Below are 24,667 nucleotides of genomic sequence, written 5' to 3' on the forward strand. Positions count from 1 at the left end.
GTGAAAATGGTATAAGGTTATTCCAAAATATATCGCAATTCCGGTTGTCGACCGGAAAGGTGAAGAACCATGAGCCAGCAACCGCACGTTCAATCCTTTTTTGACGAACCTACCAACACCTTCAGCTATGTGGTCCGGGACCCGGACAGCCAGGCCTGTGCCATCCTCGACTCCGTGCTGGACTTCGATTACGCCGCGGGCCGGACTGACCTCCGTTCCGCCGATGCCATTATCGAATACGTTCGCGCGAATGAGCTTGAGGTGGAATGGATTCTCGAGACCCATGTCCACGCGGATCACCTCTCCGCCGCGCCCTACCTGCACGAAAAGCTCGGCGGTAAGACGGCCATTGGCGCCCACATCGTCGAGGTACAGGAGATCTTCGGCAAGGCATTCAATGCCGGCACCGAGTTTGCGCGGGACGGCAGCCAGTTCGACCGGTTGTTCGAGGAGGGGGACACCTTCCGCATCGGCAACCTCGAGGGCCATGTGCTGCACACCCCGGGCCATACGCCGGCCTGCCTGACCTACGTCATCGGCGACGCCGCGTTTGTCGGCGATACGCTGTTCATGCCGGATTACGGTACCGCCCGCTGCGATTTCCCCGGTGGCGATGCGCGCACCTTGTTTAAGTCGATCCAGAAAGTGCTCTCCCTGCCGCCTGAAACCCGGTTGTTCCTGTGCCACGACTACAAGGCACCCGGCCGCGACGAGTTTGTCTGTATGACGACCGTTGCCGAGCAGCGTGCGCATAATGTGCATGTGCATGAAGGGGTGGGCGAGGACGACTTCGTCAAGATGCGCACCGAACGGGATGCCACCCTGGGTATGCCGAGGCTGATCCTGCCCTCGGTACAGGTCAACATGCGCGCCGGGCACATGCCTCCCGCGGAAGATAATGGGCAGGTGTATCTGAAGGTGCCGATTAACCGTTTCTAGGGATCCTTCCTGTTTTTCCCTGGTTTGTTGTGTATGATTCGCATTTCCATCCTGCAATCGATGATCACAACAGACCGGGGCCTGCGTGACTCAACCCTTCCTTGCCGCGTTTTCCGGTACAGCCGTAGAGTTTTTCGAAACCATCGTTATCGCCTACGCTGTTTTGCGGGCAGGGCATGCGCGGGAAGCACTCGGCGCTGTCGTGCTGGGGCACGCCGTCATGTTTATGCTGGCGACCGCGTTCTTCCCTCTCTACCGTGTTCTTCCCATGGACGGTCTCACCCTTCTTGCTGCGCTCCTGCTGACTGCGATGGGTTTGCACTGGACCCAGAAATCGCTACGACGAATGGCCCGGCAAGAGCGACCACGGTGGGCGACTGATCCAATGGGAAAGGTGAATGTCGCTGAAGCGACGACCTACGGTTTCTCGTTCCTGGTATTTGCGGTGATGCTCAAAAGTTCGCTGATAGAAGCCGCGGAGATACTGGTTGTGGTGGTCCCGGTCGGCGCGGCCTCCCAGGCATGGAGCCAGGTTATCCTGGGTGTCAGTACGGGTATCGCGGTGGTGAGCCTGGCTGCACTGGTTCTGCACGGGCAACTGCGCAAGATCCCGGAAGTGAAGCTTAAACTGGCTGCGGGGCTGCTGTTAGGGGCTTTGGGCGTGTCCTGGCTGGTGGAGTTGGTTTAGTGACATGTTCGTCGAACTGTCCATGTTTTATTTTAAATGAGAATTGTTTGCGATAAAGTGGCGCGTGGATTAAGTGTCACTTTGAGCGAACCCAATGTTTCCATCCCCTGCCGTTACCCCGGAACATCGTGTTGAGGCGGTGCTTCGTCACATCCATGAGAACCTGGATGCCCCGCTATCTGTTGAATACCTGGCCGAACTTGCGGGCTGGTCGCGCTGGCAATTCCAGCGGGTATTTAACGCGCACACGGGGCTCTCGGTGGCCCAGTATGTTCGGGAGCTGCGGCTAAGTCGCGCAGCGGAGGCGTTGCTCAATACCGGCTGGCGGCAGTTGGATATCGCTTTGGCGTGCGGTTTCTGTTCAGAAATCAGCTTCAGCCGTAGCTTTCGCCAGATGTTTGGTTGCTCCCCCCGCGCATATCGCCAGCGTGGTCAGCTGGTCGGCTTGCGAACACCGATCCCCGCCGGTGATGTTCCGTCTCCGCCTGTAGAACTCGATCATCGGTTGTTGCAGATTCGTCTGGAAACCCGCTCTGCTTTCACCATAGTGGGTCTGTGTGACCAGGTTCAGGGCCTGTTCTCTGAATGTCCCGATTTTGCGACACGAGTGCCGCGCCTCTGGCAGGCATTCCATCAACACATTGGATCGAATAAAGAGCAGGCATCGATCGGCGTGCTGGGTGTGACAGAATCCACAGACAACGGCTGCAGCTTTCCATACTGGGCCGGCCATGAGTCTGGCTGCGGCTCTATTGACCCCGGCTTCGGTCAACTTCGCGTCCCCGCACAGACATATGCCGTTATTCCCTTCCAGGGCCCATTGCCGGCGCTGGAAAAGACACTCGACTGGTTTATCCACCATTGGCTCCCCGCCTCGGGCTATCGCGGTTGTTACGGTTACGACCTTGAAGTCTACCCGCCCGGTTTCAAGTCTTCGGACCCCCATGCGCGAATGGAATATTGGGTACCGGTGGAACCTGATCCCGCTCGTCGAAGGGCCCTGGGCTTTGCGTGCCTGGCGTTGGGCTCAGCATAGGATTACCTGCCTCTACACGACACATCGCTACCTAGATGCACCAAATGGTTAAGTTCCAGTATGGGTGTACTCATACAATGGGAATGATTGTTATTTGCAAAATACCTTGGCCAATCTAGAAGTAGCAGGAACATTCCATGAGCATCCGAAATTCCTTTCCGAGGTCACTGCTGTCCCTAGCCGTGGCATTTTCAATTGCGCCTGTGGTTGAGGCTCAGGACGACGATTCCGTCCAGTTGGACAGCCTTACCGTGTATGGCGACACCTATCGGAATACGGCGACCAAAACGGCGCTTGAGCCGGAAGAAACGCCCCAGAGCATCTCAGTATTGGATCGTGAGGCTCTGGAAATGCGGGATTCGGATTCCGTTGCGTCTGCATTACGCTATGCATCAGGCGTCAATACGGAGTTGCGGGGAGGCGCGGTCACGCGGTCGGATCTCTTCAATATCCGTGGTTTTATCAACTACCAGAACTATTACGACGGCCTCGTACTGCTTTATAACGACTGGAATCTCCAGCCTCAGATCGATTTGCTGGCGGTCCAGCAGATCGAAGTATTCAAGGGGCCCACCTCTACGCTCTATGGTTCGATGGCGCCCGGCGGTATGGTCAACCTGATCAGCAAGAAGCCGGACACCGAAAGCTTCAACCGTATTGAAGTCGCAACCGGTAGCCACGATTTGAAGGAAGGTAGTTTCGAAAGTACCGGGCAGTTGGGAGATTCGGATCTTTCTTATAGCCTGGTGGGGTTGGCCCGTTCCAAGGACGGTCAGGCTGAAACGTCTGAGGAAGAGCGCATTATGATCTCGCCACAGGTGGACTGGCAGGTCAGTGACGACACCCTGGTCAATTTAAACCTGTACTACCAGAAAGATCCTGACATGGGGGTCTATAACACGCTGCCCGCTCAAGGCCTGTTCCAGGACAATCCCAACGGAGAGCTTCCAGTTGATAGCTTCTCCGGCGATGCGAACTGGGACCAGTACACCCGTGAAGTAACCATGCTTGGTTACAAGGTCAATCATCGTTTCAATGAGCAGTGGACCTTCCTGCACAATCTTCGCTACACAGATGCGTCGGCGTATCAGGAAAATACCTATAGCAATGCTTTGGCAGCAGACATGCGGACACTGAGCCGCAATGCCTATATGACGGACGAGGAAACCCAGGGGGTAACCGTCGATAACCAGCTGTCCGGCCTGATACAAACCGGTTCGTTGGAACACAATGTATTGGTGGGTATCGACTACCTCTACCTCGATTCTGGCATCGAGTATGAAGATGCTCCAGCGCCGTCCATAGACCTTTACTCGCCTGACCACTACCAGATCAATCCTGCGGAACTCGAATATATAGCCGGTTATTCCAGCGATTTTGATCTGACAAAGGAACAATTAGGCGTATACCTTCAGGACCAGATCCGCTGGAACCAATGGGTATTTATTGCCGGCACGCGATTCGATCATTACCGGGGCACGGAAAAAGGACTCCAGTATGGCTCGCAAATCGATCGCGAGCTCAAGGAAGATAATTTCTCTTCCAGAGCTGGCGCGCTGTATGAGTTCAGCAATGGTATATCGCCTTTCGTAAGTTATTCCGAAAGCTTTCAGCCAGAGTCCGGCGCGGACCGGTTCGGTAACGCATTTGATCCTTCCACCGGCGAACAATGGGAAGCAGGGATCAAATATGCCGCACCTGATGGCATTACCAGTATGTCGGTGGCGGCTTATCAGGTTACCAAGGAGAACGTTGAGGTCCGAGATCCCGAGGGAACCGCCTACCAAACCATTCAGGCGGGGGAAGTTCGATCTCGCGGGGTTGAGTTTGAAGCGCAGACTCAGCCCATCGAAAACCTGCGTCTAAGCGTGGCATACACCTATACGGACGCGGAGGTGACCGAAGGTAACTCTGAAGCGAACGCCGGTGCTGTGGGTGTTGTCGAGGGTACAACCCCGGTCTGGATTCCCGAGCAGATGGCGTCGGCATGGGCGGACTACAGCTTCTTCGAAGGTGCGCTTGCCGGGCTTAACGCCGGTGCGGGTGTACGCTATATCGGCGAAGCGGAACTTGATGCGTCCAATACCGACAAGGTGCCTGACGCGACCTTGTTTGATCTGGCCTTCAAATACGATCTCGGCTATGTCAGCAATACCTTGCGTGGCACGACAATTGGTTTGTCAGCGAACAACGTGACCGACGAACGTTACTATTCCTGCTATGACGGTCTGAATTGCTGGTTTGGTGCAGAGCGCACGGTCGAAGCGAGCCTGGCCTATACGTTCTAGCTTGCCCGCGCCGGGCAGAATCAAATCCGGCCATCTTAAAACCTTCCAGTGCCGCCTCCGGGCGGCACTTGCATTTTCCCGACCCAGACCCAAGGCTATGTGAAGAGGCGAACTTAGTAGACCCTTTCAGGGACAGGAGTTCACGATGGCCGAGGAACCCCAGACAGCCCTCTTGCTGGTCGATATCCAGAACGATTTTTGCACAGGCGGTAGCCTTGCGGTCCCGGAGAGCGAAGAGATCTTCCCCGTGGTCAACGCCGCGATCAGTGAGGCCCAGGACAAGGGCTGGCCCATTATCGCATCGCGGGATTGGCACCCAGTGGATCATTGCAGCTTCGAGCGCCGGGGAGGGCCCTGGCCGGTTCACTGCGTCCAGGACAGTCACGGCGCAGCCTTCCACCCCCAAATGGAGTTACCGGTTGACGCCATCCGCGTCAGCAAGGGCACTGCGTTTGAGCAGGATGCCTACTCCGCGTTCGAGGGCACGCAACTGGAACAGTTTCTTTCCCGGCGGGGCGTCAAACGCCTGAAGATTGCCGGGCTAGCGCTGGACGTCTGCGTCCAGGCCACGGCCAGGGACGCGCTCGAAGCGGGTTTCGAGGTAGATCTGCTGGCAGATGCGACCCGCGCAGTGGATGACAGCCAGGCGACGCAGGTGCTGAGTACACTGAGTTCCGCCGGCGCCAGGATTATCGGCTAGCATGCCAGCGCATTGATCACCCGGAACAGCGAAACTTCACGATCTAAGGAGGGCGAATGGTCGAGGAAAAAGACCTGTCGATGATGGTCGACCTGTACGAACTGACAATGGCACAGGCGTACTGGTCCGAGGGTATGGAGGAGCCCGCTACGTTCAGCCTGTTCTTCCGCAAGATGCCCCGCCACCGGAATTTCGTCCTGGCCTGCGGGCAACAGCAGGTCGCCCATATCATCGAGTCGCTCCGCTTTTCCCAAGAGCATATCGACCGGCTCCGCGAGCTGGATATGTTCGAACCGGATTTTCTCGACTGGCTTCGCCGTTTCCGCTTCAGTGGCTCGATTCATGCCCTGCCGGAAGGCACGCCGGTATTTCCCCAGGAACCCCTGCTCGAGGTGGAAGCGCCGATTGCCGAGGCGCAGTTGCTGGAAAGCCTGATAATGAACTATGTGCACCTGGAGTCCGTGCTGGCCTCGAAGGCTGCCCGGCTGGTGCAGGCTGCAGGCGACAGGCCCGTAGTGGACTTCGGTATGCGCCGGATGCACGGCCTGGATGCGGCCTATCGCGGCGTACGGGCGTTCCGCATTGCCGGTCTCTCGGGCACCAGTAACGTCCTGGCAGGACTCGACTTCGACCTGCCGATCCGGGGCACCATGGCCCACAGCTTTGTGCAGGCCTGCGATGACGAAATGGCGGCCTTCCGCACCTACGCGCGCCTTTATCCCGGCACGACGCTGCTGGTCGACACCTACGACACGGAAAAGGCCGTCCAGGACATTATCCGTTGGATGAAAGACAGCCCGGACGTAGATATCGGTGCCATCCGGCTCGACTCCGGCGACCTGGCCGAACTGGCCTTCAGTTGTCGCAAGATGCTCGACGAGGCGGGGTACAAAGACATCAAGATCATGGCCAGCAGCGGACTGGACGAATACAAGATTGCCCGCCTGCGGGAGCAGGGCGCTCCGCTGGATGGCTTTGGTGTCGGCACCGCCGTTGGTGCGTCCAACGACGCTCCAGCCCTGGAGCTGGCTTACAAGCTGACTGAGTATGCGGGCAAGCCACGGATGAAGAACTCGCCGGGCAAGCAGTCTTTTCCGGGGCGCAAGCAGGTCTATCGCCAGCAGGATACGGACGGCAACTACACACGGGACATCATCACGCACCGGGATGAATCGGCCGAGGGAACACCGCTACTCGTGCCAACCCTCTGGGCAGGGCGCGCGGTCGAGGGGGCCATCGCCTCTCTGGATGATGCGACGGCAGCCTCTCGCGAAGCTGTATCCCGATTGCCCGAACGCTTGCGGCAACTGGACGAGGCGGAAGACTACCAGGTGACGATCAGCGAACGCTTGCAGAAACTGCAGTCCAGAACGCTGGAATCCCTGGGTGTGAAACACTCATAGGGGCGTTTTTCGAAGCACTGGAAACGCTAACAGAGGGGCCCCAGGCCCCTTTTATTCGTCTGCATCCTAAGCCGGACGTGCTTATCCGCAATCCATCTGATGAAGGTGACAATCTGGAGCCGTCGGTCCCTATAATTACATAGAGAAGTCATCTATTCCCGACCACAGGGAGGGATAATCAATGAGACGGCTCTACTATCTTGCCCATAGCATCGACAGCGTCGACGAAATCTCCGAGGATCTGCACGAGCACGGTGTGACCGACTGGCGCTTCCATATCGTCAGTAAGGATGAGGCCGGGCTATACACCCACCGCCTGCACCGGGCCAGCGTGCTGGACCGTACCGACCTCGTCCGCTTTATCGAACGTGGCCTGATGATCGGCGCCGTATTCGGACTGGTGCTGACCATCAGCCTGCAGACGTTCAGCGGGCTTGAATGGCCACTGTTCGCCTGGATCGCCCTGGTCGCCTTCTTCACCCTGGCCGGTGGCTGGCTGGGCGGCTTCGGCGGTATCACCGGCGAGAACTACCGGATTCGCCGCTTCCATGATGACATCGAAAAGGGCGAGTACCTCGTCATGGTCGATGTCCCGAAGAAGTACATGGCAACGATGAAGCAATTGATGGCCGAGAATCACCCCGAAGCCCGGCTTCAGGGCGAAAGCTCCAGCTTCAACAACCCGTTTGTCGAGAGAGACGGCAAATTCCACGTCACCTGAGGCTCCAACCGAACGCCTGACCGCCGGGCCCGTCCGACATCTGAGGGGCCCGGCGGTGGATCAGGCGGTCTGCCTCATGTCCGCAGCCGTCCCCGGCGAGGGCATTGCCTCGGGCTGCAATGACAGCACCGTATGAAGCTTCTCGATCTGGCTGCGCAGCATATCGATGGAACGCTCCCCGGAAAGCGTCATGCTGATCTCAAGTTCCCCGGCATCCGTCTGAACCTGCATCTGTTCAATGCGGAACCCCCGAATCCGCGTGACCTGACAGAGCCGTTCGATGGCGGCAGCCTCAGCGGCCATGCGACAGGTGAGGGTGTGGGTCTTGGCGTTCTCTGTTGACGTTGTCATGCCACGTTTTCCTTGTGTTGGTCCTGGCGGTTTTTCTGCTTCTGGCTATGGGTGGCGTCCAGCATCTCGCGGTTGGACGCACCGGGCTTGACGATGGGCCAGACGTTTTCCGCCCGGTCGATGGCCACGTGCAGCAGCATCGGGCCGTCGTAGGCAAGGATGGTCTGGATGCCACGCCGTACCTGGTCGCTGCGGGAGATCTGCAGTGACGGAATGTCGAACGCGCGGGCCAGGGCGAGGAAGTCCGGGTTGTCGTCCAGGTTGATCTGGCTCTCGCGGTTGCCGTAGAACAGCTCCTGCTGCTGGCGGACCATGCCCAGGCACTGGTTATCCATGATCACCAGCTTGATCGGCAGGTTGTGGCGACGAATGGTGGCCAGTTCCTGGGCATTCATCATGAAGGAACCGTCGCCGGTCACGTTGATCACCGGCCGGTCCGGAAAGGCAAACTGCGCACCGATTGCCGCGGGCAAGCCGAAACCCATGGTGCCCAGGCCTCCACTGGTGAGATGGCTGCGGGGATGGTCGAAGTTGAAGTACTGGGCCACCCACATCTGGTGCTGGCCCACATCGCAGGCCACGATGGCCTCGCGGGGCGCAATGCCGGAAAGCTGCCGGATGAACTCCGGCCCTGAAATGGGCGCATGCGGGTCCTCGTTGATCGCCGCCTGGAAGCCGTGGGTCTTGCGCCAGGTGCGGCACTGCTCGCGCCAGTCGTCGATCGCCAACGGCTGCTCGCCCAGCCCATCAGCGAGGGCATCGAGAATGATATTCAGGTCTCCACGAAGAGCCAGGTCCGCCGGGCGCAGCTTATTGAGTTCGGCGGCGTCGGTATCGATATGGATCAGCCGGGCATTTGGGGCAAAGGTCTTCAAGACGCCGGTCGCGCGGTCGTCCAGCCGGGCCCCCACTACCAGCAACAGATCACAGCTATCAACAGCGATGTTTGCGGCTCTCGAACCGTGCAAACCCAGCATGCCGAGCTGATCGCTATTGTCGCGGCCCGGGTTGCCGATGCCTTTAAGGGTGACCACGTTCGGCAGTCCGGACTGGGTGGCGAAGCGTCGAAAAGCGGTTTCCGCGTTGGCCAGGCTGATGCCGCCGCCGCTGTAGAGCAGGGGGCGCCGGGCCTCGCGCAACATCGCGATAGCCGCATCAATCGTGTCGAGATCAAGAGTATCGGTGGCCGGCGCTCTATCCGACGGTTCGGGTTCATGCGCGACCTCTGCCAACAGCACATCCTTGGGAATATCGACCCAGACCGGCCCGGGGCGTCCGGAAGCCGCCAGCTGCAGGGCCTCTTCCATCACCTGCGGGATTTCATCGGCGGTGGTGACCAGATAACTGTGTTTAACGATGCCCAGGGTCATGCCCAACACGTCAGTTTCCTGGAAGGCATCGGTACCGATCAGCCCGGACGGCACCTGGCCGGTAATAACCAGCATGGGAATGGAATCTCGGTGGGCGTTGGCCACCCCCGTAATCAGGTTCGTCGCGCCAGGGCCGGAGGTGGCGATACAAACCCCGACCTTGCCACTGGCCCGGGCATAGCCATCGGCCGCCAGTGCACAGGCCTGTTCGTGGCGGCATAGCACATGCTCGACACCACCCACCGCCTGGTCCGCGACCAGCGCATCGTACAGCGGCATGATGCAACCGCCGGGGTAGCCGAAAACCGTTTCGATCCGGTGTCGTCTCAAGGTGTCGAGTATGTGCTGTGCAGCGTTCACGTCATTTTCCCTTCTTCTCGTTTGGCAAAAATTGCAGCAAAAAAAAAACCCCGGGACCTTTCGGTGCCGGGGGCTTTCGGTGTTCAGTCAGGCTGTTGTTAGCTCATCCTGTCATCCACGCAAAAGCCCCCGGATGGCACCACGACCACCAGGACTAGCTTCACGATGACGACAACAGAGTTACGGATCATTGGATCAATCTTTTGAGTACAACAGTTTGGATGGACAGAACATAACCCGAGGTTTTAGGTGGGGGCAAGCCTTTTTTGGTTTGGAGAGGTGGTTGGTTCGAGCTGGCTGGAAAAACGGTCTTGGTGACGGTGATTTTTGGGAGGTCTTTAGGGATAGCTCTATTTCTTAGCTGTATCAATAGGTTGGCGTATCACCGAAAAAACGGGGATATCAGTCGTGACGACCGTTTTGCCGTCTGTGACGTTTTGTTCAATTGTGTCGCTAGCGTTGACGTGCCGGGGGTTGCGGGCTAGTTTGAAGCGAATTTGGGAAGGGAAATATCGGTCGCCGGGATATCGGTCTTGGCGACTGATATACAAATGTTATGCCCCAAGGAATTTTCATGATGGACCCACAGAATGACCTCGAAGAGGCGTTAATCCAGGCTGCAAACGACCCTTCGAGTCGTCCCATGTTCTATAAGAAGCTCTTGGCGGCGAAAATTTTTGTTCTGGGATTCAGCGACTCTCCAGGCGAAGGCTTGAGAACCGTTGCTGAGGGAGAAAAGCTATCACTCGTAAACTGGGAAAAAAACGATGGAACGGCAGTAATACCTTTTTTCACTAGTCTTTCAGCATTGCAAAAAACTTTGGACGAGGAAGCGAGTTTTGTCTCTTTGGCGGCTAGAGACTTCTTCGAAATGACTAGAGGGTCAACTCTTTACCTTAACCCCAAGCTCGATTACGGGAAGGAGTTCTTTCCACACGAGATTGAGGCTCTTTTGGAAACCGGCATAAATCATTCTTTAACCCAACGAGTTGTGCAAGAAGCGACGCGTATACTACTGGGGCAACCGGCCGAGTATCCGGCGAGAATGGTCTCAGCACTTACTTCGCTCCTTTCCAAGCACTCAAATATAAAGGCAGCGTACCTTTGCATGATGCATGAGGAGGGTACTGATAAGTTGCCGACTCTTTTGGTTGGATTTGAGGGGGAGGGTGATCTGGCGTCGGCTATGAAAGAGGCGGGATCTGTTGTTGCAGATACGGCGCCTCCAGGAAAGCCTGTCGACTTTATTGAAGTAAGCAGGGGAGATTCAGGCGCCGCGAGTTACATGTACGAATCCGTCGAGCCGTTTTACCAGCGTAAATGGGGGGCAAGATTGAGAAATATGCTGCGTCCGGGTCGGGCATAACCAATCATTCCAGTTCGTTCCGGGCCTGAAGGCCCTCCACCGGACGGCCTTTCCTCCGCTTCGCTACGCAAAGGCCGCTGCTGAATTTTGGCGTTATGTGTCTTTATGAATGGTGACAGTATCTTACATGAGTTCCGAAGAGAGCTTGAGAAGCACGGGTTTTCTCACCGAATAGTGTGGTTGCATTGCGAGCAAATTCGACTCACGAAGAGCGGACTTTTTATCTATGCTCTGAATGGGTTCCCCAGTGATGAGCAGATCAGGGCCACATACGATAAGCACTCGGCGAGTTTCGAGTGCGGAGCGACTTTAATGCTTGTCGCTGCCTCAACGCGGGAAAGTTACTGCACTTTGCTAATGGACTCTTTCGGTTCCGACACTGACCGAGAGGTTCAGAAGAACATCTACATATGGGCAAATGAGCCTTACGTGGAGAGTTTCGAAATTGTCTGTACTAGGCTTGGGTGGCTCCTTTGCAAGCTGAAGCCTGCAGTTCTAAGCAGTTTGGACTATGCCTTCGCTGTTAAGCAGGCCTACACATAACCAGGCAAGTCACGGCGACGGTTACTGCATTGCGGCTTCGCCTCCATTCCGCAACCGCGCGTGCTTAGCGGCGTTATGACTGGAGGAGCATGAAGTTACCGACTGTTTTGGCCATTCTTTTTCTCTTCGGTTGTGACGCAAAGGCAGAGAGCGTTTTGGAAAATTCCCCACAGGTAATCGCCAGTCTCGAAAGCCTCGAGGCGCGGGATAAGTTTGATGAAGACGTGAGCTCGTTTTATCCGGGGGCACCGAGCGAATCCCAGAGGCTCAAAGCGGAGACTATTCTCAATAGGGCGATCGGTTCGTTGATCAAATTTGGCAAGCCTGGCCCTTCGGAAGAACAGTTCTGGCAAGTAATGGAAATAGCCGCAAGAGCCTACGCTGTTATGGACTCTGAGGAGATGGATCGTGCTCTCTCATACATGGAGGAGATAATGGATATCTATGGTATCCAAAGTTCTGGGGGCAGACTCAATCGATGGCGTTACGGTTTTGACCCATCTTAGTCATAACGATACGGTCAACCGGACGCCAAAAGCTGACCGCTTTTGGTTCCCTTCGCTAGCGCTCCGGCGCCGGTTACCTTGGCGTTAGGAATTTTTGGATACGGATTGCCAAATGGACGAAAACCTAAAAAAAGAATTGTTCAGCAAGGCGTTTGTCAAAGCGTTAGCCGCCCAAGCTGGGCTGAGAAGCTCTGAGCCGGACGTCGATGATGATAGCGTCGATGTTATTGTTCGGGGCAGAGGATATAGAGCCGCGATCCGCAACCCCCAAATTGATGTTCAGCTGAAATGCACTGCAATCGACGAGGGAGACGAGAAATATCTTAAGTTCTCCCTTCCCCTCAAAAACTACAACGAATTAAGAGGGGAGGACATTATTTGCCCGAGGTACCTTTTTGTTTTAGTGGTGCCGAAGGATTGCGGAGATTGGCTTGTTCATGAACCAGCTTTTAGTGTCCTAAAGCATTGTTGCTATTGGATTTCACTAAGAGACATGCCTGAAGTCTCTAACAAATCAAAAGTCACCATAAACATACCCAGAAGTCAGAGACTCACCTCTGAGAGCATACTTTATCTGATGCAAATGGCTAGCTCAAAGGAGGCCGCATGAATTCCTTTGAGACCAACAGAGCCGTAGAAGATATTGTTCCGAACCAACTAGCAAAATACTTGATTGCTACCGGCTGGATAGATGATGGGGCAATAAGCAATAAGGCCAAAATTTGGCATAGGCCTGAAGAAGCCTATTTTGACTTAGAGGTAATCCAGCCTCTTAATTCGGAATTGCGCGATTACTACCTGAGAGTGAGTGAAGCAATACAGGTCATCTCGGAGTTTGAAGAGAGAACTTTTGGAAGAATTACTGAAGAAATAATCAACTATGATTCAGACATAATCAAGGTAAGGGTTGTTAGCCCCGATGTGGAAGGCGGGGCTATCCCAATAGATGATGGCGTTCTTTTGTTTGAGAGAGCCAAAGACCTATTGGTTTCGTCCACTTTGTCTGCCTTCAAAAAGAAGAAATTTTTCTCGGGAAGCTGGCCGGCTGCGGCAAGAGATTTTCTGGATACTTTAAGGTTTGGCCAAACTGAGCGTGGTAGTTACGTCGTTAATGTTATTGCGCCATTAATAAAATTTTCGCATGAAAGCTTTCTCGAGGCTGATAGGTCTATTACTAGATCAGTGAGCAATAATCTCTCCACAAGTTTACAAGCAACCATATCAGCCATTAATAAATATGAGAAAACCAAAGATCTAATGGCATTTGAGGAAGTGGTGTCAAGCGGTGTAAGCGCTAACCTTTGCGATGCCCTCATCGGGATTAGTGGCAGTAGAAAAAATAGGGACGTTGAGATATCCATTGAGCTAGCTCCCTCGGAAAAGGACTCTCATGAGATAATCACATTGCATAGGTTTTCAACGGTCCATATTCCTGTTCTAGAAACTGCTTCGGAATATTACAAAGGTAATTATGTAATTAGAAATTATGAAGTTTATGGCTTGGTGGTGAGAATGGATCATGAGCCGTCAGAGGACTATGGAACTGTTAGGGTGAGCTCTATGGTCAATGGTTCAGAGAAGAATATTTCAATGGAGCTAGGATTAGATGACTATTGGGAAGCAGTTAGAGCTCACAAGCCAAATATACCAGTAACTTGCCAAGGTGATTTACACGTAACACCCAGATCCGCGTATTTGGTGAATCCACGGGGCTTTAAAGTTTTGGATAAGCCGGATTTATTTGATGACGAATACTAGCCAATGCGTCAACGGGAACAGTTTCCCGGCGCAGTGGCGGCTCCTAATGATGGGGGCGGATTGATTTAATTTTGATCAGCGTGGCGTAATCTCGAGCTTCCGCCTACCCACTCGTCCGGCTTGAGAAATCTAATTGGGTCCTACAAGGCGGGCCGCTAGCAAGGCGTCATCTTCAACGGGGCTGCTGCCACTCGAAGAGGGCAGGGACTATCGAGTGGAGTACTGGATTAGGTGGGCTATCCCAAAAGTACTTGGCAGCTGCCCCGGTCAGGGGGTCGTCGGTAACCCAACTGTTGGCAGGCTGCTTTCAAGCTGAAGGTTATAATATTGATGGGTGTCCCGCTTGGCTTGAGAAACAGCAGAGGGCGGTATGATGTGGAACACCGCTGCCTGTCTCGCTAATTGAGCGACGACGGCTTATCATACAGCGCTTTGTAAATCCTGAAATCGAGAGCATATGTCATTACCCCCGTGTCCAAGTTGTCAGTCTGAGTATGTGTATGACAGTAAATAGGACACCCACCTCAAAATGAACCCAAGATTCGGCAGACTCACGCAACTGCCGTAATCAATCCCGTCGATGCTACCTAAATGGGTTTGATCAGACAGGAAATTATTAGCGAATCGCGTTCTGCTGTAGGGCAAACCCGGCAATACGACATTTCGGACAATAGAGGACTGCTGCCACTCAAGGAGGGCAGGGGTGATTCGGGTGGTGGTATGGTTTAGGTGGGCTATCCCAACAGTACTTGGCAACTACCCAGGCCAACGGTTCGTCGGTAACCCAACTGCTGGCAGGCCGTCTTTAGACTGAAAGCGGTACCAACCAATCCTTTGAAGCGGCTCTCAAAACTCCGACTCATGTAGAGCCAATGCTGAGGATCGATGGCGAGACGCTCGAGAATGGGCGGTAACCCTTCGGTAATATGACCTCTTTTATCGTCCCTCAGCTGGCGGCCGGTCCAGTCCACCAGTTCCAGGTAGTCCTCCAAACGGAAGGGTAACCCTGCCGGCATGCCATTTCGCGGATTGCCTGCAAACGGAAAGAGGCCGAAGGGCTGGGAGTGGGCTTCACGAAGGTGTTGTCGCACACGGGCTCTGACCGAAGTGAATCCGCTGGCCTCCGGCGTTTTTGCGATGCCGGCGCGGACGGGGTTCAGATCGACGTATGCCAGGCAGGCAGCCAGGGCCTGCTCATCCAGCAACGCCTGGGACTTGAAGCGACCCTCCCAGAACCGGCCGGTGCAGCCATCCTCCAGGTTGGCGCGCCGGGCGATGTCCTCGTTCAGACAACGCATAAACCAGCTGATGTCCTGCAGTCGGGCCCGCCAGGTCTCGGCCTGTTCTTCCAGTTTGCGTTGTTCGATGTCCCGCAACGGCTCGCCCCGCAGGTAGTGTTGGCTGAAGAGCGTGCCCTTGAACAACTGATGCCAGCGCTCGACGGTCGTTCTCAAAGACCACTGTTCGGCTTCGGCCTGGTTGATATGCAGCACCACGTGGACATGGTTGCTCATCACGGCGTAGGCGCAGATTTCCAGGGCAAAGACGGTAGCGAGCTTGAGTAGGCGGTTTTCAATCCAGGCCCTGCGATGGGAGAAATCCTGACCTGTTACATGATCCCGGCCACAGAGAAAGGCGCGGCGGACACAGCGGCTGACGCAGTGATAATAGGGTGTCGCTTCGAGGGCGACCTGGGCTTTCCTTGCCCGGGGCATTGGCAGTTCCTTCTTTCGGTTGCTGTATGGATGAACAGTATCAGAAGGTGGCGCGACGGGCTATGTTTTCTGTGAGTGTCCAGCTAGGAGGAGGCCTGGGTCAGCGCTCCAACGGGGTGGCAGCATGCTCATCAGGGCAGGATTACCAGGTGATCGGGTAGCTCATTGCGCTCGTGGGTGGCGGGAACATGCTCTTTTAATAGCTGGCCACAAGCAGCAATGCAGTCAATAAACCCCTGCCGGGTTTGACCCTGGCGTACCTTTGCGGTGAAGTCGGCGACGATGCCTTCCCATACCGAGTTGTCCAGCACATTGGCAATGCCCTGATCTACCAGAATCTCTACATAGCGCTCAGCTTCAGAAACGAAGATCAGCATGCCGGTGGAGCCTTCGGTATGGTGAAGGTTCTGCTCCAGGAACTGTCGCCGCGCGAGGTTGGAAGCCCGCCAGTAACGCACCTGCCGGGGAATCAGGCGGGTGTTGATACCGGGCACCCGGAACAGCAGGCTAAGTAGGATGAACGTACCCCACTGCACCAGCATCAGCATGTCGGCACCGAACCAGTTGCCGAAGTAATTGGCAATGCCCGGCACCAGCAACGCCAGGATGCCGGCCCAAAGTAGTGGAATATAGCTGTAGTTGTCGGATTGGGCCGTCAGTACGGTAACCAGTTCGGCGTCAGTTTCGCGTTCCACGTCGTTGATGGCGGCGGTAACGGCTTCCTGATCGGTTTTGCTTAATAATGTCATGATTTTGTGATTCTCATTGTCAGGTGAAGGGATTCAGCGCACTCGCCGTTAGGTGCAGAGCTACCAGCCACCGGAGGCACCACCGCCGCCGAAGCCACCTCCGCCGCCGCCAAAGCCACCACCCCCGAAGCCGCCGCCCCGGCCGCCACTCAGCAGAGCTGCGCCTAACAGGGCTGCGCCACCGCGCCCTCCGCGGCCACCGCGACTGCCGATCACGAACACCACGGCCATCATGATAATGAAGGCCAATGCAACCATGCCGGCTTTGGGTTTTTCCTGGACGGCACCGCTTTGCTGGTCTTGCGCGACGGCCATGGGCTCGCCGCCGAGCACCTGGATCATGGCTTCAGCGCCGTTAACAATACCTGCTTGAAAATTCCCCTGACGGAACGCCGGAGTAATAATCCGATTGATGATGACCGAGGAGTCAGCATCGGTGAGCCTGCCTTCGAGACCATAGCCGACCTCGATGCGTATCTTGCGTTCTTCCTTAGCCACGATCAGTAAGGCGCCATTATCCTCGCCCTCCTGACCGATACCCCAGTGCCTGCCCAGTTGGTAGCCAAAATCCTCAATTGGGAAACCCTGGAGGTCTGGCAAGGTAACTACTACAACCTGTTCGGTGCTGGCCTGCTCATGGGCTTGGAGCATCTGGCTCAGGTGCGCCTCCACGTCAGGAGACAGCATCTCGGCGCGGTCCACTACACGGCCCGTCAGTTCGGGAAATTTCGGGGTGGACTGGGCCCAGATGGTGGCTGGCAGCAATACCAGTAAAACCAACAGCATGCTTTTGCGGAGCTGGACAGCCATCAGAATTCCACCGCGGGTGCTTCATCGGCATTTTCCGTGGTGGCTTCAAAATTGGCGCGGGGCTCCAGATCGCTGTACAGAATGCTGTGCCAGATTTTGCCCGGGAAGGTGCGCAGTTCGGTGTTGTAGCGTTCCACCGCCTGAATGAAATCCCGGCGCGCGACGGCAATGCGGTTTTCAGTGCCTTCGAGCTGAGATTGCAAAGCTAGGAAGTTCTGATTCGACTTCAGATCCGGATACCGTTCCGACACCGCCATCAAACGGCTGAGGGCGCTGCTGAGCTCGCCCTGGGCCTGCTGGAACTGCTGTAGCTTCTCGGGATTGTCGAGAATGCTTTCGTCCACCTGAATCGATGTGGCCTTGGAGCGTGCCTCAATGACTGCTGTCAGGGTTTCCTGCTCTTGGGCTGCGAAGCCCTTGACGGTTTCCACCAGGTTGGGAATCAGGTCGGCCCTGCGCTGGTATTGGTTTTCCACCTGGGACCAGGCAGAGGTGACTTTTTCATCGTAAGTGGGAATGTTGTTGATCCCACAGCCACTCAGTAACAGAACCAATGCCATCAGCGGTGCCAGCTTCCAGGCACTCCACTGTTGAAAGGGTTTATAAACGATTCCCATAGTGCTTTTCCCGGTGGAGAATACATTAAGAAGGGATGATGACTGGCTCTCAGGCCGAAGCATCGAACTACCCTCTAGTTGGGGGCAGGGTCAATGTTTTCAAGGTGGCCAGCGTATCCGTGCCCAACGTCACTTATGGAACAGGGCCATTACTGAGCGGTGGTAAGTAAATGGTAAATCTATCTTGGATTAAGATAGGTGCCGGCTGGCCCCAATCTCTCCTGTCTTTATCGCTTGCTACTGCGGTGAACAAAAAGACAACGGAAACGACGGTTCGTACAGGGCAGAATCGATTTTTCAACGATGTCATCATGTCTGAATCGTGATGATCATGTTTATCGTTTGGAGGCGAAGTTCACGCTGGGCATCAAGGCACAACACGCCGCCTTTGCCGAGTCTATGGAGAGCATAAGCGTCGAGCCAGGATTGGCCAGACTCTCGCGCGCAAGATAGACAGGTATACCAGAGGCGACCACTTTTGATGCAAAGCACCAGCAGCCTGGCCCCCGTCCCGCATACGCTTTTCAAGACAGATGCTTTGCCGGCGTCTGACCGTTTCGATGCCTGGCGAGAAGGCGTGTCACCCCTTTTTGATGCCGTTCCGGAAACCGAGCGGGATGTGCACGCATTCGAAGCCCGCGTGGAAAGCTTCAATTTAAATAACATGTTCTTTGGTAAGAGCGAGTTCTCTGCCCATCGCTTTCGCCGGGACGCGGGTCACGCTTCGGCAGAGTCAGACCATTTTCTGGTGCAGCTCTACACGAAGGGTGGCTATGAGGGCTACAACGGCTTCCATCAGCTCCAGGTCGGTCCGGGGGATATCAGCCTGTTGGACCTGGGGCAGCCGCTAGCCACACGGGCCAGGGCATCGCAGAACCTGTCGCTTGTTATTCCGCGTGAACTGCTGCTCTCCCTTGTGCCGCCCCATAAGCTCGCTTGTGGTTCCGTCCTGAAAGGGCAGTCTCCGCTGGGCAGGATACTGGGAAGCCATCTGTTAAACGTCTGGCAAAACGTGCGCTCGGCTTCCATGGAAGAGCTCGAGGCCATTAACCCTATGTTGCTCGGCGCCATTGTGGGGGCGTTCGCCGCTGGCGTCAGCGAACGCAACGCCCATGGGGTAACGTTGGATAGCGCCAAGCTTGAGACGATACAGCGCTACATCCAGGCCAACCTGAGCAGTGAGCTTACGCCCGATCAGCTGTGTCAGCATTTCAACTGTTCCCGTGCTCGACTTTATCGCCTGTTCGCCCCGTTAGGCGGTGTGGCCAACTACATCCGGCAATGCCGGCTGGTGCGCTGCCGCGACGAACTGAGCCGCCCTGGCGGCAAGGCCAAAGTGTTGGACATCGCCTTGCGCTGGGGATTCAGCAGCCACAGCCACTTTTGCCGCCTGTTCAAGCAAGCGTTTGGCTTGAGCCCAAGCGATGTGATCAGTCAGGCACAGGATGCGTCAGGTTCGGGCAGGTTGCCTACCGGAAGCCCGGCCAGTTCGTCGACGCCTGAATTTCACCACTGGCTGAGACAGCTGTCATAGTAATCACGGCCCGCGTGAGACAGAGGGTCAAGAAAACCAGAGACGCATCGTCAAGCAAGTCTTCCTTTCGATACTGATAATTCCAGTCTACGTGCCAGTGTGTTCCGCCGCACTGCACGGAAACTCGAATTTGCTCCTTACCATCGGGGTCAGTATCAGCCATGACAGTACCGTTCGGCTCGGCGTTCTGCCGCATTTTGCTTGTGACAGCCATTCTGGGCCTTGCGGCTTGCGATGACGACTATTCCGCGACTTCTTCTGAGGTGCAGTCTCCGACGACGGGCGAATCGACGCCTGACGCGCCCTCGTCCGATGACCCCAGCCTTGAGGACTCCGACATGCCGTCGGAGCCAGAAACGCCCACCACTGAAGCTCCCACCACCGAAAGCCCCCTGGAGGTATCTGGCTACATCGTTAATGGACCGCTGGACGGAGCGACGGTCAGCGTTTATAGCCTTGAAGGCGTATTGATAGGGAAGGCTATGACCAATGCGGAAGGATTTTACCAGGTTGACGTGAGCGCCCCGCCGCCTTACCGCATCGAAGTAGAGGGCGGTCTGCTGGATGGCAAGCCCTACACGGGGGTTCTCGAGGCCCCCTGCGTAACGGCAGTTCGTTGCAACGCGACACCCGTCACCACCGCCGTTTCTCTGCTGATGCGCGAAGGGGGCTATAACCGCGATGAAGCCATGGCAAAGGTCAATTCGCGCACAGGCATGGATTACGACCCGTTCCTGCGGGTGTACGTGGATAAAAAGCCGGCCCCTGAATTTGATCTGGCGAGCGCACGCGAGTATATCCACGGCGGTGACGAACTCGCAGCATGGGTAGAAGACCTGGTTGAATGGGCAACTCAGCCGATTGAGAAACAACACGTGCCGGCGGGCGTCGTATACCGGCACACTGTCACAACCTCGGTAGGAACCGGGACCGGAGGCGCCTTCAACGTTGCCAGGAAAACGGTAGTTCACGGCAAGTCGACAAGCTTCATCGTGACACCCGCCACCGGTTACAGCATTGCGTCCGTCACTGGTTGCGGCGGTACATTGGTCGGAAATACCTTCACCACAGGCACTATCACGGCCGCTTGCATGGTGACTGCACACTTCGAAACAACCAGTTATACCGTGAGCATCGAGGCTGGTGTGGGTGGTACCGTTGACCCTTCGTCCAGCCAAACGGTGCAACACGGCGAGGCAGTTTCGTTCGGAGTGACGCCCGCCAAAGGATTTGCCGTGGACAAGGTCGACGGCTGCGGCGGCAGCCTGAACGCTGGCACCTACACTGCTAGTCATATCGTCGGTGACTGTACAATCACGGCCAGCTTTCGGGTGGATCTGGCCGCCCCCCAGAATGTGCGGGCGAGCAAAGGCGAGGGGCAGGTCACCCTAAGCTGGGACCCTGTTGAAGATGCGCAGAGCTACGACATCACTTACGCCACCGAAACGTTCGACCCGGACAACCCCGCGGTCGCCAAAGGCTTCGATGTTGAGCCGGATGTGGCGGCCTCGCCCTTCACGATCAATAACCTCATCAACGGCGCAAAATACCATTTCGCCATCAACGGTAATACCGCAACGGGTCACCTCGATGGGGCCTCCAGCTCGCTGATTTCGGCAACGCCACAGCTCTCGGGGCCAGTCTGCTACGGCAAGAAAGCCAGCGATCCGACCGTATGCAGCGGCCGCGGGGTCTGTTCCAGTAACAACACCTGCGACTGCGCCTTCGGACTGGTTACCGGCAGGGAATGCGACGTAGAGTTAAGGTTTGCGAATGGCGAGACCTCCTATACCTGGCCAACGAATGTTGACCGGCACAGCATAATTCAAGGGCCGGCATTACCCGTCGACAGGGACGATGTTTATACCTGGACGTTTAAAATTGTCGCGGATGGCTACCACCCAGCGCGGAACGGTATGTCATTTGGGCTTGCGAGTTACCCGCAAATTTATCCTATAGCACATGAACTTGGGATGTATGCGGATGAGTGGGCGTATAGTGGCCGGGATGGGTTAAGACGTCACGTCGACACAGCGCATTTCGGAACTGCCCTTCGGACGCAAGGGGAGTATGTAAAGTTCGAGTACTATACACGTACCGGCAGAGTGAACGTTTACACCAAACGCTTGGGAGAATCGACTTTTTCCCTTGAGGCGAATGAGCCTCTGTTTGAGGAAGGCGTAGCTCCGCCAGAAGGTAGGCTACTGCATATTGCGGTGTCAGCTATGGCGTGGAAGACCGTGACGGTTGAGTTTGTTGAGTGAACGGCTCAAATGTTGATGAAACGGGGGAGAGCTATTGGCCGCTGAGTAGAGGCACGAGATTAAGTGTCAGCTGCCTGGGGCGCCCCGCCTCGTCCGTTGTCGTAAAACGGCGCGGCGCTCCCTAGCCCATTCACATGCTGCGGTGATTCGCGACGGCCTCCTCGAGCGTCGGTTTCATTTCCTGAATCTGCTTGTCCAGTTGCCGGGGGTTCTGCTGGTTGGCGTCGAGCATGCCCTGACTGTTCTCGTCGGCACGGACGACGCTCAGCTCGTCAGCCTCCAGGCCTTCCACCAGCGCTTGTGCCACGCCTTGCGGCGTGTCATAGGCGAAGCCCGCCTTGTCGCCCAGGCCGGCGGTTTCCATCATCGGGGTGTCTGTGGCGCCCGGATACACCGTCATCACATGAATGCCCTGATCGATGAGTTCACGGCGCATGGCTTCGCCGAAGTGCGCGATGCCGGCTTTCGTGGCGCCGTAGGTGGCGTAGAACGGCATGCCCAGCAGGCCGAAAATCGAGGAGATATTGACGATGGCGGCGCCTGTGCTTTTCCGGAGCGAGGGTAGGGCTGCGCGTGTCAGCAGGATCGGAGCGGTGAGGTTGATTTGCAGCTGCTGCTCCACATCGGCTTCGGAGAGATTTTCCAGCCAACCGGCAGAAACGACGCCCGCATTGTTCACGAGAATATCGAGACCGCCAAACGCCTGAACCGCTTTGTCGATCACTGACTGTCGCCAATCGGCATCGGTCACGTTGCCCGGCACGACGATCGCTTCGCCGCCCGCCTGTTCAACGCCGGCCCGGGTTTCGTTAAGCGCATCTTCACTACGCCCGGCAAGCACGAGATTTGTTCCCTTTTGTGCAAAGGCCAGTGCAATTTCGCGCCCAATGCCTCGGCTGGCGCCTGTCAGTAAGATGGTTTTGCCGGATAGCTCCATGGGTAGTCTCCAGCGTCAGGTGAGAGTGTGCGCAGGGTAGGCGCGGTTTGTGGCGAAGCGACTCGTCGCACTGCACGCTCTGTTAATCACCGTACGGTATGTTGTGCAACGGGATCAATGCGCCGGGGAGTTTGAGTCGGGTTGGAATTGAAATGGATCGATCCCGATTGCCGAATACATATCACTCCTCTTGCCGATAAGGCAACGCTTCCAATGCCGCATCCCGATAATCGATCACATCCTCCGCCTCATCCAACGTAAACTGCTCGATCGCCTCGGCAAACCCCGGGTGCGCCACCCAATGCCACGAGTGCGTCAGTTGCGGCTCGAACCCGCGCACCAGCTTGTGCTCGCCCTGGGCCCCGGCATCGAAACAGCGAAAGCCCTTGTCGATGGCCAGTTCGATGCCCTGGTAGTAGCAGGTCTCGAAATGCAGGTGCTGGTAGTCTTCCAGGCAGCCCCAGTAGCGCCCGTAGAGCGTGTCTTGCCCCAGCAGGAATAGCGCGCCGGCGATCATCTCACCGTCCTTTACGGCCATGACCACATGCATCTGTTCCGGCTGGTTCTCCTTCAGGGCCTGGAAGAAACCCCTTTTCAGGTAGGGGCGTTGGCCCCGTTTGAGGTAGGTGGCCTGGTAGAACACGTAGAAGGCGTCCAGCACATGATCCGGCAGTTCGTGCGCCGGAAAGTGCCGGAACTCGATGCCCTGTTCGCTGACTTGCCTGCGCTCCTTGCGGATGGATTTGCGCTTGCGCGAGGTGAGGGTGGCCAGGAAATCGTCGAAGCTCTGGTAATCCCGGTTGAACCAGTGGAACTGGCAGCCGATCCGGTGCAGCCGGCCGTCGAGATCCAGTAGCGACTGGTCCCGGGCGTTGGGAAACAGCAGGTGCCACGAGTGGCAGCTGAGGGCTTCCGCGACCTGATCCAGGGCGGCATGCAGATCTTCAGGGCGGAGCCGCTCGCGGAATTCGGGCTTGAGCAGTAGTCGTGCACCTTGGGACGGCGTGAACGGCACGGCCATCAGCAGCTTCGGGTAGTAGTCCATGCCATAGCGCTCGTACGCGTCTGCCCAGGCCCAGTCGAACACGTACTCGCCCATGGAGTGGAGCTTGCGGAACGCAGGAATGAGGCCGACCAGCTCTCCACCCTGGATGAGTTTCAGGTGCGCGGGTATCCAGCCGGTCTGCCGGGTTGTGCAGCCACTACGCTCCAGCGCCGCGAAGAACGCATGGCGCAGGAACGGGTTATCGGTACCGCTGAGCGCGTCCCAGTCCGCTTCGCTGATGTCGTCGATGGAGCCGACGGACTCGATGCGAAGGGCTGGGACGGTCGTTGTCGAGGATTCGGCCATTGTCGGTTCAGGCTCGCAGGTTGGTGAGCCTCTAACCATACGCTAACTGGCCGGTTTCGATCACGTGGTGAGGATGGCTTCAGTCGTGACGCGGACCTTTCGGACCTTTTCCCCAACCTCGCTCACGCATCTCTTTCCTATCTTCCTCGCGTTCGGCCTGCATCTTGGCCCAGATCTCGCGCTGTTCGTCATTCAGCACGTTGTAGATGGCGCGATAATGCTCGGCACGAGCCTCGACACGGGCGCGGGCAGCTTCGGCAGCCTTGTCTGCGGCGGCCTGCAGGCTTTCCTTGTACTCGCTGCTGTCCGGGTCGCCGGTCATCAGATGGGGGCGCTCACCGCCATGCATGTCCTTGAAGCGTGCCTTGCGCTGCTCCATACCCTGCCTGAAGATGTCGCGCATCTGGTCGCGCTGCGCTTCGGTGAGGTTCAGCCGTTCGGCCATGTGGTCGAAGCGATGCTGCATCTCGGCACGGCGGTCTTTCATGTCATGGTGCATTGCTGGGCGATCGCGTTCCCAGTCGCCGGGGCCACCGTGGGACCACGCCAGGGGGCTGGCAACCAGTGCGGCGGTCAGGGCCGCGGGAATCATCAGTCGGGATCGTTTGAACGCTTTCATGGGCGTACTCCTGATTGCTAGGGATAGTTCGAATCAACAGGC

22 protein-coding genes are annotated in these 24,667 nt (G+C 56.6%); 13 read left to right on the top strand and 9 right to left on the bottom strand.

Translation table 11 applies throughout. The features are described from left to right. The first annotated feature begins 69 nt into the window (after positions 1–69). From RE428_RS07210 to RE428_RS07240, 7 genes are all read left to right on the top strand, one after another. Positions 70–939, top strand: a complete 870-nt coding sequence (locus tag RE428_RS07210; protein WP_004581314.1) for an MBL fold metallo-hydrolase — start codon at positions 70–72, stop codon at positions 937–939. Between the two features lie 85 nt (positions 940–1,024). Continuing rightward, positions 1,025–1,627 (top strand): hypothetical protein, encoded by a 603-nt coding sequence (locus tag RE428_RS07215; RefSeq protein ID WP_004581315.1) that lies wholly within the window; start codon positions 1,025–1,027, stop codon positions 1,625–1,627. Between the two features lie 94 nt (positions 1,628–1,721). After that, a complete protein-coding gene (locus tag RE428_RS07220; protein WP_004581316.1) occupies positions 1,722–2,663 on the top strand; it encodes an AraC family transcriptional regulator in 942 nt (313 codons plus the stop codon). A 137-nt stretch (positions 2,664–2,800) separates the two neighbouring features. Further along, positions 2,801–4,951, top strand: coding sequence for a TonB-dependent siderophore receptor (locus RE428_RS07225; RefSeq protein ID WP_004581317.1), 2,151 nt, complete (start codon positions 2,801–2,803; stop codon positions 4,949–4,951). A gap of 145 nt (positions 4,952–5,096) precedes the next feature. Next, a complete protein-coding gene (locus RE428_RS07230) occupies positions 5,097–5,651 on the top strand; it encodes an isochorismatase family protein (protein WP_004581318.1) in 555 nt (184 codons plus the stop codon). Positions 5,652–5,707: 56 nt separating this feature from the next. Next, on the top strand, positions 5,708–7,054 hold the full coding sequence (locus RE428_RS07235; protein ID WP_004581319.1) for a nicotinate phosphoribosyltransferase: 1,347 nt from the start codon (positions 5,708–5,710) through the stop codon (positions 7,052–7,054). A 181-nt stretch (positions 7,055–7,235) separates the two neighbouring features. Then, a complete protein-coding gene (locus RE428_RS07240) occupies positions 7,236–7,775 on the top strand; it encodes a hypothetical protein (protein ID WP_004581320.1) in 540 nt (179 codons plus the stop codon). Between the two features lie 60 nt (positions 7,776–7,835). Here the strand turns inward: RE428_RS07240 and RE428_RS07245 are convergent, their stop codons facing one another. Further along, the gene (locus tag RE428_RS07245) at positions 7,836–8,126 is read right to left on the bottom strand and encodes an ACT domain-containing protein (RefSeq protein ID WP_004581321.1); all 291 of its coding nucleotides are present in this window, start codon (positions 8,124–8,126) and stop codon (positions 7,836–7,838) included. After that, positions 8,123–9,856 (bottom strand): acetolactate synthase 2 catalytic subunit, encoded by a 1,734-nt coding sequence (ilvG, locus tag RE428_RS07250; protein ID WP_004581322.1) that lies wholly within the window; start codon positions 9,854–9,856, stop codon positions 8,123–8,125. Before ilvG ends, RE428_RS07245 begins: the two co-directional genes overlap by 4 nt. Before the next feature lie 574 nt (positions 9,857–10,430). Between ilvG and RE428_RS07255 the strand changes: the two genes are divergently transcribed. The 4 genes from RE428_RS07255 to RE428_RS07270 all read left to right on the top strand — a co-directional run bounded on the left by RE428_RS07255 (position 10,431) and on the right by RE428_RS07270 (position 14,029). After that, positions 10,431–11,222 carry an enhanced serine sensitivity protein SseB gene (locus RE428_RS07255; RefSeq protein ID WP_040882569.1) on the top strand — a complete coding sequence of 264 codons (792 nt, stop codon included), beginning with the start codon at positions 10,431–10,433 and terminating at the stop codon, positions 11,220–11,222. 632 nt (positions 11,223–11,854) lie between these two features. After that, complete coding sequence (locus RE428_RS07260) at positions 11,855–12,271, top strand: DUF4844 domain-containing protein (RefSeq protein ID WP_004581325.1); 417 nt, start codon at positions 11,855–11,857, stop codon at positions 12,269–12,271. Between the two features lie 112 nt (positions 12,272–12,383). Further along, the gene (locus RE428_RS07265; protein ID WP_004581326.1) at positions 12,384–12,881 is read left to right on the top strand and encodes a DUF4365 domain-containing protein; all 498 of its coding nucleotides are present in this window, start codon (positions 12,384–12,386) and stop codon (positions 12,879–12,881) included. Then, positions 12,878–14,029 carry a hypothetical protein gene (locus RE428_RS07270; RefSeq protein ID WP_004581327.1) on the top strand — a complete coding sequence of 384 codons (1,152 nt, stop codon included), beginning with the start codon at positions 12,878–12,880 and terminating at the stop codon, positions 14,027–14,029. The genes RE428_RS07265 and RE428_RS07270 overlap by 4 nt, the downstream gene beginning before the upstream one ends. Positions 14,030–14,763: 734 nt before the next feature. Here the strand turns inward: RE428_RS07270 and RE428_RS07275 are convergent. The 4 genes from RE428_RS07275 to RE428_RS07290 form a co-directional block, all read right to left on the bottom strand. Further along, complete coding sequence (locus tag RE428_RS07275) at positions 14,764–15,744, bottom strand: transposase (RefSeq protein WP_004581328.1); 981 nt, start codon at positions 15,742–15,744, stop codon at positions 14,764–14,766. A gap of 131 nt (positions 15,745–15,875) precedes the next feature. Then, positions 15,876–16,493: a TPM domain-containing protein gene (locus tag RE428_RS07280; protein WP_004581329.1), complete on the bottom strand. Its 618-nt coding sequence runs from the start codon at positions 16,491–16,493 to the stop codon at positions 15,876–15,878. 60 nt (positions 16,494–16,553) lie between these two features. Next, on the bottom strand, positions 16,554–17,303 hold the full coding sequence (locus RE428_RS07285; RefSeq protein WP_004581330.1) for a TPM domain-containing protein: 750 nt from the start codon (positions 17,301–17,303) through the stop codon (positions 16,554–16,556). Next, complete coding sequence (locus tag RE428_RS07290) at positions 17,303–17,863, bottom strand: LemA family protein (protein WP_227500281.1); 561 nt, start codon at positions 17,861–17,863, stop codon at positions 17,303–17,305. Before RE428_RS07290 ends, RE428_RS07285 begins: the two co-directional genes overlap by 1 nt. Before the next feature lie 538 nt (positions 17,864–18,401). Between RE428_RS07290 and RE428_RS07295 the strand changes: the two genes are divergently transcribed. Both RE428_RS07295 and RE428_RS07300 read left to right on the top strand, forming a co-directional pair. Next, a complete protein-coding gene (locus RE428_RS07295; RefSeq protein WP_004581332.1) occupies positions 18,402–19,454 on the top strand; it encodes a helix-turn-helix domain-containing protein in 1,053 nt (350 codons plus the stop codon). Positions 19,455–19,792: 338 nt separating this feature from the next. After that, entirely contained in the window at positions 19,793–21,718 is a 1,926-nt protein-coding gene (locus RE428_RS07300; protein WP_169334066.1) for a fibronectin type III domain-containing protein, read from the top strand. 130 nt (positions 21,719–21,848) lie between these two features. Here the strand turns inward: RE428_RS07300 and RE428_RS07305 are convergent, their stop codons facing one another. The 3 genes from RE428_RS07305 to RE428_RS07315 form a co-directional block, all read right to left on the bottom strand. Beyond that, positions 21,849–22,655, bottom strand: coding sequence for an SDR family NAD(P)-dependent oxidoreductase (locus RE428_RS07305; protein WP_004581334.1), 807 nt, complete (start codon positions 22,653–22,655; stop codon positions 21,849–21,851). Between the two features lie 181 nt (positions 22,656–22,836). Next, complete coding sequence (locus RE428_RS07310) at positions 22,837–24,006, bottom strand: GNAT family N-acetyltransferase (protein WP_004581335.1); 1,170 nt, start codon at positions 24,004–24,006, stop codon at positions 22,837–22,839. 79 nt (positions 24,007–24,085) lie between these two features. Then, entirely contained in the window at positions 24,086–24,625 is a 540-nt protein-coding gene (locus RE428_RS07315) for a Spy/CpxP family protein refolding chaperone (protein ID WP_004581336.1), read from the bottom strand. Between the last annotated feature and the right edge of the window lie 42 nt (positions 24,626–24,667).

Source organism: Marinobacter nanhaiticus D15-8W (assembly GCF_036511935.1).
Taxonomy (GTDB): domain Bacteria; phylum Pseudomonadota; class Gammaproteobacteria; order Pseudomonadales; family Oleiphilaceae; genus Marinobacter_A; species Marinobacter_A nanhaiticus.

Excerpts from the sequence above, each read along its gene's own strand:
- RE428_RS07290 (WP_227500281.1), bottom strand. The coding sequence starts at position 17,863 with ATGGCATTGGTTCTGTTACTGAGTGGCTGTGGGATCAACAACATTCCC.
- RE428_RS07225 (WP_004581317.1), top strand. The coding sequence starts at position 2,801 with ATGAGCATCCGAAATTCCTTTCCGAGGTCACTGCTGTCCCTAGCCGTG.
- RE428_RS07285 (WP_004581330.1), bottom strand. The coding sequence starts at position 17,303 with ATGGCTGTCCAGCTCCGCAAAAGCATGCTGTTGGTTTTACTGGTATTG.
- RE428_RS07275 (WP_004581328.1), bottom strand. The coding sequence starts at position 15,744 with ATGCCCCGGGCAAGGAAAGCCCAGGTCGCCCTCGAAGCGACACCCTAT.
- RE428_RS07240 (WP_004581320.1), top strand. The coding sequence starts at position 7,236 with ATGAGACGGCTCTACTATCTTGCCCATAGCATCGACAGCGTCGACGAA.
- RE428_RS07265 (WP_004581326.1), top strand. The coding sequence starts at position 12,384 with ATGGACGAAAACCTAAAAAAAGAATTGTTCAGCAAGGCGTTTGTCAAA.
- RE428_RS07245 (WP_004581321.1), bottom strand. The coding sequence starts at position 8,126 with ATGACAACGTCAACAGAGAACGCCAAGACCCACACCCTCACCTGTCGC.
- RE428_RS07295 (WP_004581332.1), top strand. The coding sequence starts at position 18,402 with ATGCAAAGCACCAGCAGCCTGGCCCCCGTCCCGCATACGCTTTTCAAG.
- RE428_RS07305 (WP_004581334.1), bottom strand. The coding sequence starts at position 22,655 with ATGGAGCTATCCGGCAAAACCATCTTACTGACAGGCGCCAGCCGAGGC.
- RE428_RS07255 (WP_040882569.1), top strand. The coding sequence starts at position 10,431 with ATGATGGACCCACAGAATGACCTCGAAGAGGCGTTAATCCAGGCTGCA.
- RE428_RS07220 (WP_004581316.1), top strand. The coding sequence starts at position 1,722 with ATGTTTCCATCCCCTGCCGTTACCCCGGAACATCGTGTTGAGGCGGTG.
- RE428_RS07230 (WP_004581318.1), top strand. The coding sequence starts at position 5,097 with ATGGCCGAGGAACCCCAGACAGCCCTCTTGCTGGTCGATATCCAGAAC.
- RE428_RS07235 (WP_004581319.1), top strand. The coding sequence starts at position 5,708 with ATGGTCGAGGAAAAAGACCTGTCGATGATGGTCGACCTGTACGAACTG.
- RE428_RS07280 (WP_004581329.1), bottom strand. The coding sequence starts at position 16,493 with ATGACATTATTAAGCAAAACCGATCAGGAAGCCGTTACCGCCGCCATC.
- RE428_RS07315 (WP_004581336.1), bottom strand. The coding sequence starts at position 24,625 with ATGAAAGCGTTCAAACGATCCCGACTGATGATTCCCGCGGCCCTGACC.
- RE428_RS07210 (WP_004581314.1), top strand. The coding sequence starts at position 70 with ATGAGCCAGCAACCGCACGTTCAATCCTTTTTTGACGAACCTACCAAC.
- RE428_RS07300 (WP_169334066.1), top strand. The coding sequence starts at position 19,793 with ATGCCGTCGGAGCCAGAAACGCCCACCACTGAAGCTCCCACCACCGAA.
- RE428_RS07310 (WP_004581335.1), bottom strand. The coding sequence starts at position 24,006 with ATGGCCGAATCCTCGACAACGACCGTCCCAGCCCTTCGCATCGAGTCC.
- RE428_RS07260 (WP_004581325.1), top strand. The coding sequence starts at position 11,855 with ATGAAGTTACCGACTGTTTTGGCCATTCTTTTTCTCTTCGGTTGTGAC.
- RE428_RS07270 (WP_004581327.1), top strand. The coding sequence starts at position 12,878 with ATGAATTCCTTTGAGACCAACAGAGCCGTAGAAGATATTGTTCCGAAC.